The 20,826-nt window shown below is 60.7% G+C and carries 17 protein-coding genes; 12 read left to right on the top strand and 5 right to left on the bottom strand.

What is annotated here, in order from left to right:
- The first annotated feature begins 7 nt into the window (after positions 1-7).
- The 6 genes from VMA09_07760 to VMA09_07735 are packed head-to-tail and all read left to right on the top strand — an operon-like array spanning position 8 to position 8,453.
- Positions 8-1,549 (top strand): hypothetical protein, encoded by a 1,542-nt coding sequence (locus tag VMA09_07760; GenBank protein ID HUA33485.1) that lies wholly within the window; start codon positions 8-10, stop codon positions 1,547-1,549.
- A 16-nt stretch (positions 1,550-1,565) separates the two neighbouring features.
- On the top strand, positions 1,566-2,582 hold the full coding sequence (locus tag VMA09_07755; protein ID HUA33484.1) for an AAA family ATPase: 1,017 nt from the start codon (positions 1,566-1,568) through the stop codon (positions 2,580-2,582).
- A gap of 2 nt (positions 2,583-2,584) precedes the next feature.
- Entirely contained in the window at positions 2,585-3,484 is a 900-nt protein-coding gene (locus VMA09_07750) for a DUF58 domain-containing protein (protein HUA33483.1), read from the top strand.
- 9 nt (positions 3,485-3,493) lie between these two features.
- On the top strand, positions 3,494-5,302 hold the full coding sequence (locus tag VMA09_07745; GenBank protein ID HUA33482.1) for a BatA and WFA domain-containing protein: 1,809 nt from the start codon (positions 3,494-3,496) through the stop codon (positions 5,300-5,302).
- A gap of 2 nt (positions 5,303-5,304) precedes the next feature.
- Entirely contained in the window at positions 5,305-7,884 is a 2,580-nt protein-coding gene (locus VMA09_07740) for a VWA domain-containing protein (protein HUA33481.1), read from the top strand.
- A gap of 17 nt (positions 7,885-7,901) precedes the next feature.
- A complete protein-coding gene (locus VMA09_07735) occupies positions 7,902-8,453 on the top strand; it encodes an NUDIX hydrolase (protein HUA33480.1) in 552 nt (183 codons plus the stop codon).
- Between the two features lie 27 nt (positions 8,454-8,480).
- On the opposite strand, the gene VMA09_07730 is transcribed toward VMA09_07735, so the two are convergent.
- Positions 8,481-8,957, bottom strand: coding sequence for a hypothetical protein (locus VMA09_07730; GenBank protein HUA33479.1), 477 nt, complete (start codon positions 8,955-8,957; stop codon positions 8,481-8,483).
- Between the two features lie 959 nt (positions 8,958-9,916).
- Complete coding sequence (locus VMA09_07725) at positions 9,917-11,023, bottom strand: hypothetical protein (GenBank protein ID HUA33478.1); 1,107 nt, start codon at positions 11,021-11,023, stop codon at positions 9,917-9,919.
- A 652-nt stretch (positions 11,024-11,675) separates the two neighbouring features.
- On the opposite strand from VMA09_07725, the gene VMA09_07720 reads away from it, so the two are divergent.
- A complete protein-coding gene (locus VMA09_07720) occupies positions 11,676-11,897 on the top strand; it encodes a hypothetical protein (protein ID HUA33477.1) in 222 nt (73 codons plus the stop codon).
- A 68-nt stretch (positions 11,898-11,965) separates the two neighbouring features.
- Positions 11,966-12,712, top strand: a complete 747-nt coding sequence (locus VMA09_07715) for a pseudouridine synthase (GenBank protein HUA33476.1) — start codon at positions 11,966-11,968, stop codon at positions 12,710-12,712.
- Positions 12,713-12,796: 84 nt separating this feature from the next.
- Here VMA09_07715 and VMA09_07710 read toward each other — a convergent pair whose 3' ends face one another.
- Positions 12,797-14,482, bottom strand: coding sequence for an ATP-dependent DNA ligase (locus tag VMA09_07710; GenBank protein HUA33475.1), 1,686 nt, complete (start codon positions 14,480-14,482; stop codon positions 12,797-12,799).
- An 85-nt stretch (positions 14,483-14,567) separates the two neighbouring features.
- On the opposite strand from VMA09_07710, the gene VMA09_07705 reads away from it, so the two are divergent.
- Positions 14,568-15,731: a hypothetical protein gene (locus tag VMA09_07705; GenBank protein ID HUA33474.1), complete on the top strand. Its 1,164-nt coding sequence runs from the start codon at positions 14,568-14,570 to the stop codon at positions 15,729-15,731.
- Between the two features lie 9 nt (positions 15,732-15,740).
- Entirely contained in the window at positions 15,741-16,157 is a 417-nt protein-coding gene (locus tag VMA09_07700) for an OB-fold domain-containing protein (GenBank protein ID HUA33473.1), read from the top strand.
- Between the two features lie 121 nt (positions 16,158-16,278).
- On the opposite strand, the gene VMA09_07695 is transcribed toward VMA09_07700, so the two are convergent.
- Positions 16,279-16,473 (bottom strand): hypothetical protein, encoded by a 195-nt coding sequence (locus tag VMA09_07695; protein HUA33472.1) that lies wholly within the window; start codon positions 16,471-16,473, stop codon positions 16,279-16,281.
- Between the two features lie 260 nt (positions 16,474-16,733).
- On the opposite strand from VMA09_07695, the gene VMA09_07690 reads away from it, so the two are divergent.
- Positions 16,734-19,157 (top strand): TonB-dependent receptor, encoded by a 2,424-nt coding sequence (locus VMA09_07690; protein ID HUA33471.1) that lies wholly within the window; start codon positions 16,734-16,736, stop codon positions 19,155-19,157.
- Between the two features lie 65 nt (positions 19,158-19,222).
- Positions 19,223-19,981 carry an enoyl-CoA hydratase/isomerase family protein gene (locus VMA09_07685; protein ID HUA33470.1) on the top strand — a complete coding sequence of 253 codons (759 nt, stop codon included), beginning with the start codon at positions 19,223-19,225 and terminating at the stop codon, positions 19,979-19,981.
- Between the two features lie 13 nt (positions 19,982-19,994).
- Here the strand turns inward: VMA09_07685 and VMA09_07680 are convergent, their stop codons facing one another.
- Positions 19,995-20,810, bottom strand: a complete 816-nt coding sequence (locus VMA09_07680) for an alpha/beta fold hydrolase (GenBank protein ID HUA33469.1) — start codon at positions 20,808-20,810, stop codon at positions 19,995-19,997.
- Between the last annotated feature and the right edge of the window lie 16 nt (positions 20,811-20,826).

Raw genomic sequence — 20,826 nt, 5'->3', positions numbered from 1 at the left:
CGCAGTCGTGCCGGGCCCGATCGATATAATTGTCAGCGCGCGCCGCAGGATCGCACGCAATGCCGCCATCGGCGGATTTCTATACAGCGTGTTACCCACGGTTGCAGCGTTGGGGCTGGCGATTGCGGTGCATCCGCTCGCGCGCGCGATCGAAGCGCGGCATGGATACGAGCTCGCGCCCGATCGCGCCAGGTTGCTGATCGATTTTCTCGTGTTCGCGGGCGCGGCCGCATTGGCGGTCGGCGCGATGCGCGCGTGGCGCGAATTTCGCCGGGCCGATGACTTCGCCGCGGCGGCCCAGGAAGTCGATGAGCGCGTCGGCGCGCACGAAGAAATCGTCACGCTCGCGACTCTCGCGGATCCCGCCATCGCGAGCGAGGCTCGTGCGCCCCGAAGTCCGCTCTTCCCGCTCCTTTTCCAGCGCGCGGCAAAATTCCTCGAAGGATTCGACCCGATTCGCGAGTTTCCGCTCCGAGTCGGAGCGCCGCTCAAACGATCATCGATCTTCGCGGGCCTGGTCGCGCTCGTGATGATGCTTGCGATGCTCGGCCTCGTGCGCCCGCCTTCGCCGATGCAGCTAGAGGCGAGGCAGCTGCGCAAAATCGCCGACGAAATCGCGCGCACCGCCTCGACGCCCGGCGACAACGCGCTCGCCGAGAAAGTTCGCGACGCGGCCGATGCGCTGGATAATCCAAGCCTGCCGCCGCAGGAGAAACAGAAAAAGCTCGCAGCGGTTCGCGCCGAAATCGAGCAGCGTAGTCAGAATGCGCAGCAGGCGCGCTCCGAGACCGGCACCGGCAGAGGAACTGGTAAAGGTAATTCGGGCAGCGGCAGCGGCGAGAGCCGCGCCGAGCAACGGGCCAATGCTCAAGGCGGCTCCGGACAGGGCCAAGGCAAGGGCCAGGGCGGCGGCAGCGAGAGCGCCAGCAATCAAAACAGCGGCGGCAGCGGCCAAGGCTCCAAGCAGGGCGGTCAGAACAAGGACAAGGGCGGCAAGAATAAAGATCAGAACAATGTCGATCTACAGAACGAGCTCGCCAAGGCCGAGGCGCAGATCGAAACCGCAGGCGCGCAGCAATCCGGATCGGGCAACGAGCCCGGTAGCGACAAGAATCAGCCCGGACCGAAGGCGGGCAACAATCCCAATGAGAAGGGACCGGGCGCGAATCCGAATCGACCCGGCAATATCCCCAAGCAAGGGATGAGCGGCGAGAAGAATATGCCGTCGGGGGGCAACGAATCAGCCAAGGACATGGGATCGAACCAGGGCGATACGCATCTTGGCGAGTTTCCCAACGCCACCAAGACTCAGCGCTATCTGAAGCCGGGCGAAGGCAGCGGCGGCGTCAATATCAAGGATGCGCGCTACGTCACCTTCAAGATTCCCAACGCGCCCACGGCGAACTCGGGCGGACGCGCGGTTATCGACGCGTCGCGGCCGACCGCCTCGACGCCCTACGTCAACTCACCCCTCGCCATGACCAAGGACAACTCTTTGCCGGACGAGCAGCAACTTGTTCCGCCACGCTATCGCGATCTGATTCACTAAACGGGAAGGACAACGGATGGGAGCGGCTCCTCAAATATCACCTGACCAGCGCGTCGCTGAGTTTCGCGCGGCGTTCTCGCGCGCCGAGAAAGAGGTCGGGCGCGTCATCGTTGGCCACCAGGATGCAGTGCGCAAGTTGCTAAGCGCGCTCTTCTGCGGCGGCCATATTCTGATCGAAGGCGTGCCCGGTCTCGGCAAAACCCTGATGGTCAAGACTGCGGCAGAAACTCTGGGCCTCGTCTTCAAGCGGATCCAGTTCACGCCCGATCTGATGCCGTCCGATATCATCGGCACACAGGTGCTGACCGAAGTAGAGGGCCATCGCGAGTTCCAGTTCAAGCCCGGGCCGATCTTCGCGCACATGGTCCTGGGCGACGAGATCAACCGCGCCACGCCGAAGACCCAATCCGCCGTGCTCGAAGCTATGGAAGAGCACCAGGTGACGGTGTTCGGCGTGACCCACGTCCTCGAGCAGCCGTACATCGTGCTCGCGACGCAGAATCCGATCGAGCTCGAAGGCACGTATCCGCTGCCCGAAGCGCAGATGGATCGCTTCATCTTCAAGGTCGTGATCGGACCGCCGAAACCCGAGGAGCTGCGCGAGATCTTGAATCGGACCACGGGCGCGACACGCGCGAAGATCCAGCCGGTGTTCGATCCAGCCTCGGCGCCACATCAGATCGAAACGCTCAAAGAGCTGGTGCGCGAAGTGATGGTGGCCGAGCCGCTCGAGCGCTACGTCATCGGTATCATTGGCGCATGCACGCCCGGCGGTCCGGGCGCATTGCCCGAGGTCTCGCAGTATCTGCGCTTTGGACCCAGCCCGCGCGGCGCGCAGGCTTTGATACTCTGCGGCAAGGTCAACGCGCTGCTGGCGGGGCGCGTGAGCGTCGCCTACGAAGACATCGACGATGGGATCGTGCCGTGCCTGCGCCATCGATTGCTGCGCAATTTCCAGGCCGAAGCCGAAAACGTCACATCCGAAGCGATCCTCGATCAGGTGATGAAGCGGCTGAAAAGGCCGCGCGCATAACGATGTTCGGACTGCCCGACGAATTCACGCCCAACCTGCTCGCGCGCCTGGAGAAACTTCGCATCCGCACGCGCCAGCAGTTCGCCGGCATGGGCAAGGGAGCGCATCTGTCGCCCAAGCGCGGCTCCTCGCTCGAGTTCAACGACTATCGCCACTACTCGCCCGGCGACGACTTCCGCTACATCGATTGGGGACTCTACGGCCGCACCGACAAGGTTTACATCAAGCTGTTCAAGGAAGAGGAAGACCTGCTCACGTATGTATTCCTCGACGCGAGCGCTTCGATGGCCTATCCGGGCAACGATCGCAAATTTCACGCGGCCGTGCTGACCGCGCTGGCGCTGGCGTACGTGGCGCTCGCGAGCGGCGATCGCGTGATGCTGCGCGTGCTGGCGGGCGGCGGTGAAAAGGTCGATCCGTCGTTCGTCGTCGGACGGCATCGCATCGTCGAGCTCGCACGCCGCCTGCAAGGCCTCAAGCCCGCGGGAGAGTATGACTTCGCGACCGCGATGGGACGGGAGCTCGCCGCGATCCGGCGCGCTGGCAAGGTTTTTATCGTTTCCGATTTCCTGATGATGCTGAACTCCGTCACCAAGGGACTCCAGCTTTTCACCGCGGCGACGATGGACGTGACCGCCGTGCAAATCCTCGGCGGCCATGAGCTCGAAGCGCAGGGCCTCGACGGCGACGTCGAGGTCGTCGATTCGGAATCGGGCGAGCGCGTACGCGTCTCGATCAGCGAGCGCGAGCGCCGCCAGTATCGCGAAACGCTGCTGCGCCTGACGCGCGAAATCAAATCGTTCTGCCTAAAACGCGGCCTCCACTATTCGCTCTACACTACGGACCAGGACTTCCAGCAATTCTTCGTGCGCGCCGTGAGCGACCTCGGCCTGGCGCATTAGTTTCCGACGATGGGCCTGCTCTATCCTGGCGCGCTGGCATTTTTCGCGATCGTTCCCGCGCTGCTGCTTGCCTATCTCGCGCGTGAACGGCCGTCGCGCATAGTCGTTTCGAGCGCGGCCGCGTTCCGCGCGCTGCGCGGATTTCGCCGCGAGCGTTTCGGCGGCCTGCCGCGCCTTGACTGGATGTTCTTCGTCGAGGCGCTGATTCTTTCGCTGGCGGTGCTCGCGCTCGCGGGGCCGTACGTGTTTCGCAAGAGCAATCCGATCGCGGTCGTGATCGACAATTCCGGCACGATGCAGGCGCGCGCCGCCGGTGGCAAGACGCGGTTCGATCTCGCGATCGAGAAAGCCTCGGCAATGCTCTCGAGCGAAGACAGCGGCAGCACGACTTCGATTTATGTGACCGCACCGCAACCGCATCGCATCGCGCCGCCGTTCGCCATCCTCACCGAGGCGCTCGTGGAGCTGAAGCGAATCAAACCCAGCGACGCTCCCAACGATCAGGCAACGCTGGCCGCGATGCTCAGCGACCTCGTGTCCGAGGGCCGCTTCAACAAAGTGATCTTCGCGGGCGCCAACGCGCTCGAAGCGCCGATCCCCTCGCGCATTCATGCAATCGCGGTTGGCGATCCCGTACCCAACGCCGGCTTCGGATCGTTCTCACTGAGACGCGAAGCTTTCGGCGCCGCGGCGCTCCACGCGCAACTAACGATCGGCAACTTCGATCCGCAGCCGCGCAGCTTCGAGGTAACGATCTCCGGCGACGACAAGGAACTCGGCCACGCGAAGCTCGCGCTCGGCGCAGGCGAGACCGGCGCAGTCGAGTTTCCGGCGCTGCCGTCGGCGCGTGTGTACAAGGCCGAGCTCTCGCCGCCCGACGACTTCGCGCTCGACAACGTCGCGTATGCCACTGCGGGCGCGGTCAAATCGGTCTCGATTCTTTTCGTGAGTCCGACGACCTCTGACGCCGCCGGCCTCAGCTCGATTCCCGGCGTCGATGTGACCACGCGCACGCCGGATGCATTCTCCCCGACCGATCTCGAAAACACTGACCTCGCGATCTTCGAATACACGGTGCCGAAGGAACTGCCCGCGGCCAATTCACTAATCGTGATGCCGCCGGCCGGTGATCCCGTTTTCAACTTCTCGGCGACGCCCGCGACGAAGTTGCAGATCGCGGGATGGCGCAACTCCGATACGCTCACCGACTCGGTGAACTTCCGCTTGCTCAATCTGCCAAGCGGCGAATACCTCGGGCAGCATCAGTGGATGTCGGCGGTGATAAGCGGCGACGGCGGCGCGCTGATGCTCAAGGGCGAGCGCGGCGGTCATCGCTTCGTCGCGACCGGCTTCAATCCATTTCCATATCTCGGCCGCCGCAACCTGCCGATGTCGGTGCTCACGCTCGACGCGCTCAGCTACCTTGCCGGCCTCGGCCAGAGCAGCTCCGGCTATCGCACCGGACAGCCCTGGCTCGTACCCGCCGGCGTCGACAAGGTAGTGCTGCCCTCGGGCGAAAAGCTCAAGGCCCAGCCCGGAATTCTCTTCACCGAAGTTGATCAGCAAGGAGTTTACGAGCTGCTGACGGCGGACGGATCGCGCACCGCGCGCGCCGTCAACCTCGCCGACCTCGGCGTCTCGGATTTGGAGAACCTGCCGCAACTCAAAGTTGAAGTCGCGAGCGCCGGCGGCGCGAGCGAACCGCCCAGCGAGAAGGCCCCGCTGAGCGCTTATCTGATCGCGACGATCCTCGCGCTCGCGAGCCTCGAAGCGTTGATCGCGTATCGGCGGCGGCGCCGCACGGTGGCGGAGGCCTGAGCGTGTTCCCCGAGCTCAATCCGCACGACCTGACGCTGGCGCGCCCCGATGCGCTCTACCTGCTGGCGGTTCCGGCGCTCGTCCTGCTGTGGGGGCTGATCTGCGCGGGCGAGTTCCGCAGAATCGTCGCACCGATCATGCGCGCGATCGTGCTCGCGCTCTTCGTGCTCGCACTCGCAAATCCGCAGAAGGTGATGCGCACCGAAGGCGCCGCGCGGCCCGCGGTCGTCGATGCGTCCGGCAGTATCACGCCTGCGATGCGCACCTGGACAGCCAAGCTTCTGCGCGACGACCTCAGGCTCCGCAGTGGCGACCCCGCGCTCACCTTCGCGACGCGCACAGCCTCGGGAACTATTGGCGAGGTCGAAACCGCATTCGACGCAGGCAACCGTTGCGTCGAATGCGATCCCGCCGCCACCGATCTCGAGACCGCGCTCGTTCGCCTTGCGTCGGATCCCGACGCGCGCGGCGGTCCCGCAGTGCTCGTGACTGATGGCTGGGAAAATCGCGGCGACGCGGGCCGCGCAGTGAACCCTCTACTTTCCGCCGGAATCCGCCTGGACATCTTCACGCCGCCGGGAGCCAGAGCGGTACCCAACGTCGCGATGACCGAGCTCACGTTGCCATCCGCGCTCAGCAAGGCAGCGCCGTTCGCGCTCGGCGTCACGATGCAGAATCTCAACGACGGGCCGGCCGCGGGAACGATCACCGTCTATCGCGATGATGCGCAGATCGATTCGCGCAAAGTGACGTTGCAGCCCGGGGACCAGCGCTTCGACTTCCCGGTCCGCAGCGACGCAACCGGTCTCGTCGCGTACAGCGCGACGTTCAAGCCCGACAATCCTGCGCAGGATCCGTTCCTCGAAGACGATACGCTCAAGGGATGGGTCGGCGTCGGCGCGCAGCGCAAAGTCTTGATTCTCACCGACAATGCTCGCGATGCGCAGTATCTCGAAACTGTCGTGAAGCGGATGGGCCTCGATCCGGTTGTCGTGACGGCCTCGGGCCAATGGAACGGCAGCCTCAGCGGTTACGACGCGATCCTGATCAACAATGTACCGAGCGAGCGTATCGCGCCCGCCGCGCAGAACGCGATGGCGGCGTACGTCGAGCGTGGCGGCTCGCTTGCGATGATAGGTGGCGATTCGAGCTTCGGTCTCGGCGGCTACGAATCGAGTCCGCTCGCGAATGTGATGCCGGTGCTGATGAAGCCGCCGCAGCATCGCGAGCGCAAACGCGCGCTCGTCCTCATCATCGACAAATCAGGCTCGATGGGCCGCAACAACAAGCTGACCTATGCGAAAGCCGCCGCCGCGACGGTGACCAAGTCGCTCAAGGATTCCGACCTGGTCAGTGTTATCGGCTTCGACACGCAGCCGTTCGTGGTGGTGCCGCTCGCGCCGCTCTCGCAGACCCGTGGCTATTTCGATCAGATGATCGGGCAGCTCAAGGCGGCCGGCCAGACCTACATGATTCCCGCGTTGCGCCAGGCTGCGCACGATCTCGCCGACAGCGGTGCGCAGGACATGCACGTTATAATCCTGACCGACGGCGAAACCGGCGGCACGCCGGATATGTACTACGACCTCGTATCGCAGATGCATCACGAGATGGGCGCGACGATTTCCACGATCGCGATCGGACGCGAGGCCAACGTCGCATTGCTCCAGGCGATCGCGAAGTATGGCGGCGGCGTTTACTATCAGACCGACAGCCCGCAGAACCTTCCGCAAATCTTCGTCGAGGATTTTCGTGCGCACGGCGGCCAGAACACGATGGTCGAGAAGAGCTTCGCGCCGCGCACCGTAGCTCCCGATCCGCTGCTTAAGGATCTCGCGGGACGCCAGTTGCCGGCACTCCTCGGCTACGTCTCGACCGATCTCAAGCCGCGCGCCGACCTGAGCGTGTTCATCGACCGCGGCGGAACGCGCGAGCCGGTCGTCGCGAGCTGGAAGTATGGCGCCGGCAAAGCGCTGGCCGTGACCACCGACGCGAGCGGGCGATGGTCAGGTCAATGGATTAAATCAAACGTATTCCAGCCGGTCTGGGATCACTTACTAACCTGGATGACGCCGGAGACAACTACTTCTGAGCCCAAGATCGACGTCGCGCTTGGCTACAATGCCGGCCGAATCAATATTAAGTTGACTGACTACGGCGGCATCGAGGGTGCGGGCGCCGTCCATGTAATAAATGCAATAATCACTCGACCCGACGGCAGCAAAGTCGAGACGATGCTCAGTGAAGACGTGCCCGGTGAGCTTTCAGGATCGATCGAAGCGGCGCAGCCCGGCAATTACTACTTCCAGGTACATGCGCCATTCGGCAACGGGCAGAAATTCCCGCCGTTGGCATATACAGTCAGCCCCGCAGTCAATGCTGAAGTGCCGCGGCCGGAGCCCAACTTCGGATTGCTGGAGCGTCTGGCGTCGGCAACTGGCGGGCGCTTGAATCCCGAGGTCTCAGAGATCGCGACTTCGCGGCCAATCGTTGAACGCCGCGAATCGCTCAACCTCTATCTGATTCTGGCTGCGATGGTTTTGCTGATCACCGAGGCTCTTGTGCGGCGACTCACTGCGTAACAGCACCGAGGAATGCGATGGACGAGAAGCCAGTTCACGCGGATCACAACCTGCAACGAAAGTATCCCAAGAACATTAAATTCTGTCCGCTATGCGGCAGCGCGATGGAATTCCGCACTGTGCTTCCCGACAACAAGCGGCTCAAGGCTTGTACGCAATGCGGCTTTGTTCATTTCCCGCAACCCAAGCTCGTCGCAGGATGCCTCATTGTCGATGACGGCCGTGCGCTGCTACTGCGGCGCGGCAACGAACCGCGCCGCGGCAAGTGGACATTCCCGGGCGGCTACGTCGATTGGGGTGAGACGATGGCAATCGCCGCCGAGCGCGAGACGCTCGAAGAAGTCGGAATGCATGTGCAGATCAATGATCTGTTAGGCATCTACGCCGACCCAAAAAATCCAAGTCCGATAATCGCAGTCTACCTGGCCGCGCCCGGTGTCGATCCGCCGCGGAAGTCACCCGAAGCGATCGAGGTTCGCTACTTCGAGCCGGGCGAGCTTCTGTGGGAAGACATCGCATTCCACACCACTGAAGCCGCCCTGCGTGACTGGATCAGGCTCGTGAGCTGACTCCATGAACATGGCGCGACAGAGTGACTATTGCTCCAGCCACGGCTTACTCGAATAGTACTGCTCGACCTGCGATATATAGCTAAGCGCGCCGCTATCGTACCAGTTGCCGCTGTACCAGTCGCCGATACATCCCCACAGCATCTGCTGAGCGCTGCCCTGCTTGTAAACTGGATAGCCTGAAGTCGGAGTGTCGTTAGCAAGATAACTGATATCGCCGTTCATACATGCGCGCTGATAAGCCATGCGAAAATCGGCGTTGAACGCCGTGCTGTTTATCGCCTCAGGGTATGCGTTGAATGAATCCAGCTTCACCTGAAAGATGCCGTAGCTCTGGTAGCATCCAGACCCATTCCATCCATCCCAGATGCCGCGCTCGCAATACTGAAGCGACGTTCGCCAGTCGCCAAGATCGGTCTGACGCCATCCGCTCTCTGTCCAAGCCTGGGCGCGCGCGATATCCTCGTCGACGCCCCATTTGCAAGCGGCCCATCTGATTATCATGTCGGTCGAACCCGAATAGTGTCCATCCACTAATGTAAAATCCGAGGCAGGCACGATAGTGCTGTCATATACCGGTGCGGTGTGCACCTGCACAAGTTGGGATGCGGGTGGTATTGCGCTCGCACTGTTGTAGGGAGCGTTACTCGGTATCGTTTCCGGAGTTGAAGCGATCAGCGCCGCACATTGCGACTCCGATGGAAGGGCCGAGTGCGCCACAAGAGTACTGAAATGAACAGCGCCGCTGCTCGTAGTATGATTTGCTACTACCACTTCGATCGTCGAAGTAGCTATCGGAGTCGTGCCGCCTCTTGCAAATGCGGCGACCTCCAAGGTGTGAGTACCGTCTGCGACGCCAGCCGAATGCCAACTGAAAGTATACGGCGGAGAGACCGCGATACCATTTCCGTCAACATAGAGCTTCGCCCACCAGACTCCCGATCCGACGCCGGCGATCACTGGCACGACGCCGCTGACGGTGGAACCGTTGGCGGGTGATGTTATTGCGATGGTCGACGCAGCCGCTTGGCGAGTTGCACTCGCAAGCGTAATCAGAGTTAGAGTCAAGAAGATGAACAGTCCAATGCGCCCACTAACCGAGACCTTGGTCATCGTTCTCCCCTAAGTAGGGCACACTTCCGCGCATGCGCTGAAAAGTGCGCGTTCAGAAAATTGAAGCGGTCTCGGTTCTCGCAGCCTTCCGCTGGTTGCGCGATTTACCGCCGTGATTGCCGGGAGTCAGACCAGACGAAGTGAAGCGGTCCTCAGGCGAAGAAACTGGATATCAATCCAGCAAAGAATACTCCCAAAACGGGGTTCGGATATATCAAATCCAGAAATGACAAATCAAGCAGGAAGTGCGAAATTTAATCGCAATTCATGAAATATATTTTATTAAGCGATGGCAGGTGTCACCTTCCGCGAGATTGTAGCTCGCGGAAGGTGACGAGTTTAATACTAGATTACTGGCAAAACGCGCTTAAAACCGGTGATAGCTGCCACGGTACGAATGCCACCATCGGACTCACGGCTGCGCCGAGTCCGTGCCCCGCGCCGCTCGGTCCTGTGACGCTGCCCCAGTAGTTGCACTTGCCGTCGACCGTGCCGCCACTCAGCGCAGGATCGACGGCAACGCCGAAGACTTTCGACGCCTTCGTAAAGTTGAAGCTATTATTATTCACCGCCACCGTCGCGAACGATACATTTTCACTCTCGAGCCATACGCCGACCGTATCACTGCCAGGTCCATTGAGATTTCGAATTGAGTTTCCACTCACTATTGCTTCCGGCGTGTCAGCTTCGAGGCCAATTGCATGGACCCATCCGCCGCCAGTGAGGTTATTTATCGTATTGTCCTCAATGACCATGTAGGCGTTCGGCACGTGACCATTTCCCGTGTCGACTGCAACACCGTAGGCACCTTTATTGGTGCTCTGGATGTTGGTTATCACATTGTCGTTGATCATCACGGCGATACTCGGATCGGCCGACGCGGTGTCGCCGAGAAATACTCCCTTTGCCGAAGAAGGGCTCGATACGTCCTCTATCAGGTTCTGGGTTACGACCACGCCATCCGGCCCTTCCTCGAGGTAGAGCGCCTGCGCGGTCGATGAACCAACGATATTGGTGAAAATGTTATTCCGGATGACGGCGCCACTGGCAGTGGACTTGACGTCGACGCCGATCGACGCGCTTCCGCTCGGATCGCTGATCGTAAAACCGTCCACGAACACGTTGGGGCCCTTGATGGTCACCGCCGGATCGCCGGTAATCGTCGACTCACTGCCCCGGCTGCTCGAATTGGGATTAACCCCGACGTTGGCGCCATTCAGGACCAACGAGCGCGTGATCGAAAGATTCTCGTTGTAGGCCCCAGCCGACACGTTGATGACGGCGCAGGTGGCGTCGTTAATTGCGTCCTGTATGGTTGTGTAGCTCGCAGGAACGAGGCAGGGTGCCGCGCTTGCGTTTCCCGCGAAAAGCAGGGCGGCCGCGCCGCCGGCTACGATTGCCGATAACTTGACTGCTAGTGATTGACTGAAAGTGAACGACATCTTGACTCCTCCCATGCCGGAGACGACTCCCCGGCACCTCCTTTCGAAACGAACAGATAGTGCAAGTCTAAAATCACTTTGACCCGCTTTTGCTGGCGGGCCTCGCCCGCGCCCGTGATGCGCAAAATACGTTCCTGCCCGGATGACCGCGCAGCGAATCGCGGAACTGATTCTGGATGGCGCTGGCAAAAGCCGGCCGGTCCGAAGACGTAACGCCACTATGCAGCATCCTTTCAGCGTAGATCGCGCCGAGCGGTCAAATCGTGGCTAAAAAGCGCAAACTCAAATTTGAGTTGACAATTAGTTCATAGCTTGTGCGCGATCAAGTAAATAAGAGCTTTAATTTAAAATCTCAAGCGTATATGGACTAACTTGGATTTTAAGCTCCTCTATACTTTTCTACGATCTCGCTCTCTTCGGCTTTGCAACTAAATCTATTAGACATTCAGCCATTCAGGCGCATACAAATTGTTGAAATGGGGTGCATCTCTGGCTAAATCGATGCAAATGAAATTGATTCGCCCCGGCTTCTCGATCCCATATTGAAGAATTCGCCCGTTGTGCTGGTCTAGCCGGAACCGCGGATTAGCGCATGTTGTCGCAAATGTGCTACAACTCTAATACCTAGGGCCCCGTCCAGCCATTCCGATTTCTGGAGGTGGCTTCGATGGAACGCGTGGAAGTGGTTGGAGGCGAAGTTTTCATCCTGCGCACGCGCCAGCTCGCTCCCGATTGCTGGCGCTGCGACCTCTACGAACGATGCGAACTCCATGGCGGTGTCGAGGAGTTCCTCTTCGAGGACTTCGGCGAAACCGAGATGGACGCGATCGCGATGGCGCTCAACGACGCGCACGAAGCGGGACCTCCGCACGGTCATTACCGATTGTAAGCGCGCTTCCCCGTCGATTCGTCAGCGCGTTCTCCGTTACTGTAGCTGCGCCAGGTCGCTCGCGGCCAATGAGCGGCTGCGTGTATCGGTTGGACAAGGAACGAATCGCAAAATTTCTTGCACGAGCCGGGGTCGCCTCGCGTCGCGATTGCGAGCGAATGCTTGCTGCCGGACGAGTCATGCTCAACGGTGTCGTGGTCGCAAATCCCGCAACGATGGTTGACGCCGATGACGAACTAGCACTCGACGGTAAAGTGATAGCCGCGAAAGAGCCGACCAGGCTCTGGCGCTATCATAAGCCCGCCGGACTGGTGACAACCGCGCGCGATCCCGAGGGCCGTCCAACGGTGTTCGCCGCGCTGCCGAAATCAATCCCGCGCGTGGTGTCTGTCGGCCGCCTCGATCTCAACACCGAAGGGCTTTTGCTGCTGACCAATGACGGCGGCCTCGCACGCTACCTGGAGCATCCCGCGCAGGGTCTTGCACGCAGCTACAGGGTCCGAGCGCACGGCGTCGTGAGTGAAGCCGCGCTCACGCGCATCACCAAAGGCATCGTCATCGATGGCATCAGCTACCGTCCCGCGCGAATCACGATAGATCGCCGGCAAGGCACAAACTGCTGGCTATCGATGACACTGCACGAAGGCAAGAATCGCGAGATCAAACGACTGCTCGAGCACATCGGCCTCCGCGTCACGCGTCTGATTCGAGTCGGCTACGGGCCCTTCGATCTCGGAGATCTAAAACCCAACGCCGTCGAAGAAATCTCGTCGCAAACACTCGAGAAATCGCTGGCTGGCTTTTTTTCTCGATGAGAGCAGCGATCGTTGCCTTGCAGCAGGAGCTGTCGAAAATTCTCGACTAGCCCAGCCCGCAGCGTCAGCATAGATCCTTATGATTCAGATCTTCTCTGCCAGTGGTTTGAGGGTTTGCCGTTCGAAATCTTCTGCTACCGCCGCGAGCGTGTCGGCTTCTTCGGGGGATTTGTCGTCGCGGATTCTTACAATGCGCGCGAACCTGAGCGCCATTCCGCCCGCGTAATTTGGGCTGCGCTGGATATCGTTGTACGCGACCTCGACTACGATTTTCGGCTGCACTGGAACGACGCCGTGCCCCTCGGTTACTTTGAGCGCCAGGAGGCGCTCGGTCATCTCGCGGAATTGCTCGTCGGTGAGGCCCTTGAAGGTCTTGCCGATCATCGCGAAACCGCCGTTTTTCTCGTCGCGCGCCGCGAGATGATAGTTCGAGAGCCATCCGTGACGGCGGCCGTAGCCCCACTCCGCCGCGACGACGACCAGATCGAGCGTGCGCACGTGCTTTATCTTGAGCCATCCGCGGCCGCGCGCACCCGGCGTGTATGCGCTCGCGAGCGATTTCGCGACGACACCTTCGTAACCGGCAGTTAGCGCCTCGTGGAAGAATCGTTCAGCCTCCGGGAGCGTGGGATCGATCACACGCGGCACTGTCTCGAGGCCCGCTGCGGCGGCCAGCAATGACAGCGCGTCAATGCGCTCCGAATACGTGCGGTCGATTAGCAGCGTGCCGTCGAGCGCCAGCAGATCGAACACGTAAAGACGCACCGGCTGTTCCTCGCGCAGGCGCTCGATATCGCGCGTGCGGCCGAAGCGGCGCATCAGCTCCTGGAAGGCGAGCGGACGCCCGTTCGCGTCGACCGCGATCACTTCGCCGTCGAGAATCGCGCGATGCTCGCCGAGCCGCTTCATGTTCTCAGCGATCTCAGGCAGGCTTTCTGTGATCTCATTCAGCCGGCGTGAAAAGATCCGCACCTCGCCGCCATCGAGATAGTGAATCTGCACCCGAGCGCCGTCGAGCTTGTGCTCGAGCGCGAAGTCGCGGCCCAGGATCGCGAATGCGTCGGCAACTTCGGTCGCCGGCTGCGCCAGCATCGGCTTGAGCGGCTTCACGGCGGGCGCCTTCGCCGGATGCCCCGCGGTTTCGACCGCCGCGCCTTCAGGCATCCGCAGGATACGCACGACGCGGCCGAGATCGCCTTCGAGCTGGTTGATGCGCCGAACGTCGGCGACTGACTTGTTCGCCATCCGCGCGATCGATTCGAGCATCAGACCTTCGCTGACGCCGTGGCGCATCTCGCGGATGAGAATCTTCGCGATGTACTTGGCTTCCAGAGCGCTCGCCCGCTCCAGGAGCTCACGCAAGGCGGTGAGCTTGCGCCCCCGAGACTGGCGTCCTTCGATATCGGCGATCTCGTGGAACTTGCGATCGAGCTCGGCGATCGTGAGTGTCGGCTCGGGATCGGTGGAGCGGCGGCGCAGCGTCATCTCTATCGCTTCACCAAAGTCCTCGGCGGCGGCGAAGATGTCCTCGCCCTGGTCCTCCGCGCCGGTGATTTCCGCGGCGATTTTCCAGATGGCGCGGCCGCTGACCTGAAGCCGCTTCTCCTCGCCCTGCTCCAGCGCGCGTCCGACCATGAAACGCGCCGCGATTTCCGCTTCGTCAACCTCGAGCGCGGCGAGAAACGTTCCTACAGCCTCGGCCATCTGCAGCCGGCTCTGTGTCTGCCCGAGTTCCTGGCATACCAGCGCGAAGTCGTTGAATGAAGCCACGTCCGAATTAAGTCCGGCGGGAGCGCATCTGGCAATAGGCGCGCGGCGTTCGACGGTCGCTCGAAGTTGTGCAACAAATCCGAAGATGGAAACGCTCAAGGACAAAGCCGCGATCGTCGGCATTGGTCATACTGAGTATTCGAAGGATTCCGGACGCAGCGAGATGAGTCTCGCGGTCGAGGCGATCAGCAAGGCCGCCGCGGACGCGGGCCTGAGGCCCTCCGACATTGATGGGATCGCGAAGTTCACGATGGACAACAACGACATCGTGCATCTTGCGGCGAATCTTGGGATTCCAGCGCTGCGTTTTTTCGGCGAGGCGCCATGGGGCGGCGGCGGCGGACCGGTCGGCTCGGTGCTGCTCGGCGCGATGGCGGTGGCGACCGGGATGGCGAGCTGCGTCGTTGCGTTCCGCGCGATGAACGAGCGCTCGGGCCGCGGCACGGGCCGCTTCGGCCTCGCTCCTGCGCGCAAAGGTGCGCCCGGCGCGGCCGGCTACACGCATCCATATGGGCTCTTCAGTCCCGCGCAGCAGGTCGCGCTCAGCGCGCGGCGCCACATGCATCTCTACGGGACCAAGAGCGAACACTTCGGCGCGATCGCCGTCACATGCCGGTCCCATGCGCAGACCAATCCAAACGCGGTGATGCGCGGCAAGCCGCTTACGATCGAGGATCATCAGAGCTCGCGCATGATCGCCGATCCGCTACGGCTCCATGATTGCTGCCTCGAAACCGATGGCGGCGCGGCGGTGATAATCACGAGCGCGGAACGCGCGCGCGATCTGAAGCACAAACCGATCTATATCGGTGCCGGAGCGTTCGGTGCAGTCCAGCATAACACGCAGTCAATGGTGCGCTTTCTCGAGGATGCGCAATCGGAAACCAGCGTCGCGGCGGCCGATCTCTTCGCGCGTGCGGGCGTAAGTCACAAAGATATCGACGCCTGTTACATCTACGATCATTTCACTCCGCTCGTACTGATGGCGTTCGAAGAGCTGGGATTCTGCAAGCGCGGCGAAGGCGGGCCGTTCGTATCAGACGGCAAAATGTTGTGGCCCAAAGGATCGCTGCCGCTCAACACCAGCGGCGGCAATCTTTCCGAGGGCTATATCCACGGCATGGAAAACACGATCGAGGCGGTGCGCCAGTTGCGCGGGCACGCGATCAATCAGGTCAAGGACGCGCGCGTCACGCTCGTCACGTCAGGCAACGCGGTGCCGACGACCGCGATGATCCTGTATAGCTAGGAGATAGCGATGGCGGCAGCATCGAATTTTCCGAGCCCGATTCCCGATCTCGAGGCCGAAGAGTACTGGGCGGGATGCAATCGTGGTGAACTGCTGATGCAGCGCTGCGCGCAGTGCAAGAAATTCCGCTGGCTGCCGCGCCCGATGTGCCCCGCGTGCAATTCGCTCGAGCGCGAATGGGTAAAAGTCAGCGGCCGCGGCGTCGTGTATTCGTACACGATAATCACGCATCCTGTGCATCCGGCCGCGATCGATCGCGTGCCCTACAACGTAACGCAGGTGCAGCTCGACGAAGATCCCGAGCTGATTCTCGTGACCACCATGGTCGGCGTTCGCAACGAGGACATCCGCATCGGGATGCGCGTCGTGGTGACGTTCGAAGAGCATGAGCCGGGCGTGAAGCTCGCCAAGTTCAAGCCCACTTGAGATAAGGTTCGGGCAGCGGTAGAGAACTTACAGCATCAAAACGCGGACCGTGAGTTTTCCAACTAATAGAGTTGTCCGATGGCGTGGAGCATTTCGGGCTCTTCGTCGCGCCGATCTATTGCTACTCTATTCCGGATCGGCGCCGCGATTCGGCTCGGCGGTATGGCATACTCATCCGCGTAATCACGTACCTCATGTTCACGTTGAATCCGCGGACGACGGCCATCACGAGCATTCGGATAGTCATCATGAGCATCATCGCGACGATGACGCGCATGATCACCACGAGCATCACGATCACGACGGCCACTGGCATTTCGTCGTAGCGCCCGAGTTTCGCGTTCCATTTCAGTTATTGGTTTTTGCGATAGTCGAGACCTGCGTCGCGGCCGGCAACGACGTTGCCGCCTTGACAGGGTATAGTTACAGGCGTTTCGCGCGCGGTCCTCCCGCTTTCGATTCCATTTCCTGAACATTTCTCGAATTTGATTGCCCCTGCTGGCCGGGATCGATCCTGCGCCGCAGCGTTTCATTTTCCCGGCGGCGGGATTTTCGGCAACGTCGGAGGAGTTTGTCTTGAAGAAGGCATTCCTGAGCGTACTAGTGTGTGCGCGATGCGCCAGCGCATTTCTGCCTCTGGCGGTGGTGGCTGTTATTTCGTGTATCGCGCTCGCGGCATTCAACAGCGAGTCTTTTGCGATCGAGCAACCAACCACGACGCAACCGATCGCGGGAACTGTAACCGACGCTCTTCAACGGCCAATCGCGAGGGCGAGCGTGACGATTGAAACTGGACAAGACAACCACGTCGTCGCGCGGACATTAACCGATGAGCATGGAGCATTTCGAATCGTCGCGCGCGCGGGAACGTACACATTGCGCATCGGAAAAAAGGGGTTCAAACGAACTATCGTTGCGGTCGTCGTGCCCCTGCAAGCACGAGAGGGGCTTCGCCTGGTACTCGAGTCCGAGACGGCTCTGACTGTGTCGGTAAACGCCGGCAGAATCCATCCGCAAAACGGCCTCTCCGCGAGCGGCACTAACAAGTACACACTTACTGCAAAAGACATCACGAATCTGCCGTTGGGCGAAGCGACGCCGCTCAACCAGGTGATGCTGCAAATGCCGGGAGTCGCGCTGGATCAGAACCAGGAGATTCATATTCGCGGCGAGCATATGGGTATCCAGTACCAGATGAACGGCGTGATGCTGCCGCTGGACGTCAACACCGATCCTACGTTTACCCAGTTGCTCAATAGCTACTTCGTGAAGAGCGTAAGCTTGATCGACGGGGTGCTGCCCGCACAATACGGATATCGAACGTCAGGAGTAATCGATATTCACACCAGGGACGGGTGCGAGGACCCACACAATGACTTCACTGTCTCGGGAGGGCAGCGCGACACAGCCCAGGGAACTTTTCAACTTGCAGGCTGTTCCAGGGACTTTAGCTATTACTTGACCGGACTCTTTCTTCAGTCGAACCTCGGTTTCAGCAACGCGATTTCAGCCCCCGATCCGATTCATGACGCGGTAACCCAGGGGCAGGGATTTGCCTACCTGACATATAATCCCAATCCCACGACGAAACTGAGCCTCATCACCGGAATGACCCTGTCGTTCAACCAGTTCCCTAATCAGCCCAACCAGCCGCCTCAGTTTCAACTCGACGACATCAATCCCGCGTCGTATCCATCGAGCGCGATCAACTCGGGGCTGAATCAGCAGGATTACTATGGAGTTCTGGCGTTGAACGGATCATTTAACACCTCGACTGACTACCAGATTGCGTATTCGGCGCACTACAACACCCAGACTTTCTATCCGGATCCGATTGGAGATCTCATTTATGAGGGCGTTGCGTCGAACGTCTTCACGAGCGATCTCTCGAATACGCTTCAGGGCGACTTGATTCACCGCTTGGGAACGCACACGTTTCGCGGCGGCTTTTATTTCGGGGAATACGGAGTGGAGTCCGACCAGACCTCGCAAGTCTTCCCGATCGTCATGGGCGTTCCGGAGACGACGCCAATCAGCCTCACCGCCAACTTGAACAAGATCAACCTGGTTTACGGCGTCTATCTGCAGGACGACTGGGAGATAACCGACAAGTTCAGTCTCAATCTCGGTTCAAGATGGGATCGCACCAGCGGATTCACCAACGATAGCCAGTTCAGTCCGACCATCAATCTCGTGTACAAACCGGGCGTCGACACGACTCTTCATGTCGGGTTCGCGCGGAACTTTCAGGTGCCGAACTTTCAGAACGTGTCTTCTGGTATCTACCAGCTCTTCGCCGGAACGAGCGGAGCAGCGGATACGAGTCCAAGTGGAAACGCGTCGCCATTCGCGGAGACTGATTACACATGGGATGGCGGCTTTACCCATCGATTCACGCCGCAACTGGCGTACGCGCAGGACAACTATTTTCGTATCGATCGCCACTACCTGGACGAAGGCCAATTCGGATTCGTTCCGATCGGCGCGCCATTCAACTATGTCCGTGGCTACGGCGGCGGGACCGAACATTCGCTGACCTACAATCTCGAAAACTTCGCCGCGCGCGTAAATATATTTGTCGCTCGAGAGGAGGATATCGGCGTCGCGTCAGGTCAGTACAATTTCCCCGCCGCCGAAGTCGCCTATATCGATCGGCATTACATAGTGCTCGATCACACCCCGCTGGTCGGCGCTTCGGGCGGCGCGGCACTCAGATGGAAAAGCTACCAGTTCACTTTCGACGGACTTTTCAGCAACGGCTTGCGCGGCGGATTCGCCAATCAGACACAGCTTCCCAAAGTATGGCAATTCAACTTGAGCGCGGCCCGCGACTTCGTCGTCCCCGGACTTGGCAAGGTCACCAACCGCATTACGCTGCTCAATATATTCGATCGAACCAATCTGATTCGTCCGGACAACGGTATCGGGGTATTCGAAGCCGCCTATGGGCCAAGAATCACCGTGTACGATGGGCTGACAATTCCCCTGCCCGCGCTCTAACCGGGGACATTGCGGAGCGAACTACTTTACTTGAGTCCTTCGACTCTCGATGCGACAAAGATGCGATGAAGCACGTCATTCACAGCCGCTACGAATCGATCGAAGTGCTGACGCTGGCGCGGCCGCCGGCCAACGCCCTCGACATCGAGATGACCGAGGAAATTGCCGATGCCTTCGAAGGACTTGCGCGCGAAGGCGCGGCCAGCGCGGCGATTCTCACCGGGGAAGGCAAGGCGTTCTGCGCGGGGCTCGATTTGAAGGCGATCCCGCGCTACGGCGAGGCCGAACTGCAGCGTCTTCTGCATGCGATCAACAGGATGGCGACGACGGCTTATGCCTGTCCGATTCCGGTTATCGGCGCAATCAACGGCCATGCGATCGCCGGCGGTTTCGTGCTCGCGATGTGCTGCGATTGGAAGATAGTGGCCGATACTCCGCTGCAGGCCGGGCTGACGGAGGTTCGCGTCGGCGTGCCCTATCCTGCGGCGGCGCTCCAAGTGGTGCGTAGCGAACTAGATCCGAAAGTCGCACGCGAACTTGTACTGTTCGGCAAGAACATGGGCGGCGCCGAGGCCATCGCCGCGGGAATCTTTGACGAGTCTGCCCCGCTCGAACGGCTCCTCGAACGTGCGATGCAAAAGGCGCGCGACGCTGCCGAAGCCCCGCCGCACGCGTTCAAGACGATCAAGCTTCAGTTGCGGCGACCAGCACTCGAGGCATGTCGCGCGGCCGTTTCCGGCGAGGGCGAACCCCTTCGCAACGGCTGGATCGATCCGGCGGAGCGAAACACCTCATCCAGTGTGCTGCACCGCAACCGTGGCTAGCGAAGTTCGAGAATCACTCTTCGATCGGATGCTCTTTCAAAAACGGCAGATATGCTTTCAGGAACGCGGCTTCGCCTTCGTGCATGAATCCGTGCCCGACGCCCGGGATGATGTGCAACTTCGCGCCCGGAATCCGTGAGGCGATCAACTCCGAGTTCTTCGCCGGTATCAGAACGTCGTCGGAACCCGTGACTACGAGCGTCGGCGCCTTGATTTGCGGCAAGCGATCCCAGGTCTGGAGCGTGTAGGTCGCTTCGAGCTGGCGCTGGAATGCGAACGGCGGCGTCGGATGCGTGAGGACGCGCGCGATCGCCGCTTCGAGCTCGTCGCGATGACTCGCGATGAAGCCGGCAGTGTAGCTAAGCGGCTGCGCGCGGCGAATCACCTCGTCGGGCGGCACTCCTTCGCGCGGCGCGGTGAGGACCTTGAGCGACTCGGGCGGCGGCGGAACTGAATTGGCGCCTCCCGCCGTGGTGCATCCAAGAGTCAGCGTCGCTACACGCTGCGGATGACGTAGCGCGAACTCCTGCGCGATCATGCCACCCATTGAAACGCCGAAGATGTGGGCCTGCGGAATGTTGAGATTGTCGAGCAGCCCCGCCGCGTCATCGGCAAACATCTGGATCGAGTAAGGAGCGTCGGGCTTGTCGCTCTGCCCGGTCCCGCGATTGTCAAACGTGATCACTCCGTACGAGCTCGCGAGCGCCTGCACCAGGGCGGGATCCCACACCGCCGAGCTCGCGCCCAGCCCCATAATCATCAGGATCGGATCGCCGTCGCCATAAACGTCGTAGTGAAGTTTGATGTCCTGGAGTCGTGCGTCGGGCATTGCAAGTATGCTCCTT

The organism is Candidatus Binataceae bacterium, from assembly GCA_035508495.1.
Classification (GTDB): domain Bacteria; phylum Desulfobacterota; class Binatia; order Binatales; family Binataceae; genus JASHPB01.
The sequence above is the reverse complement of the archived record's forward strand: the minus strand, read 5'-3'. Positions and strand labels throughout refer to the sequence as shown.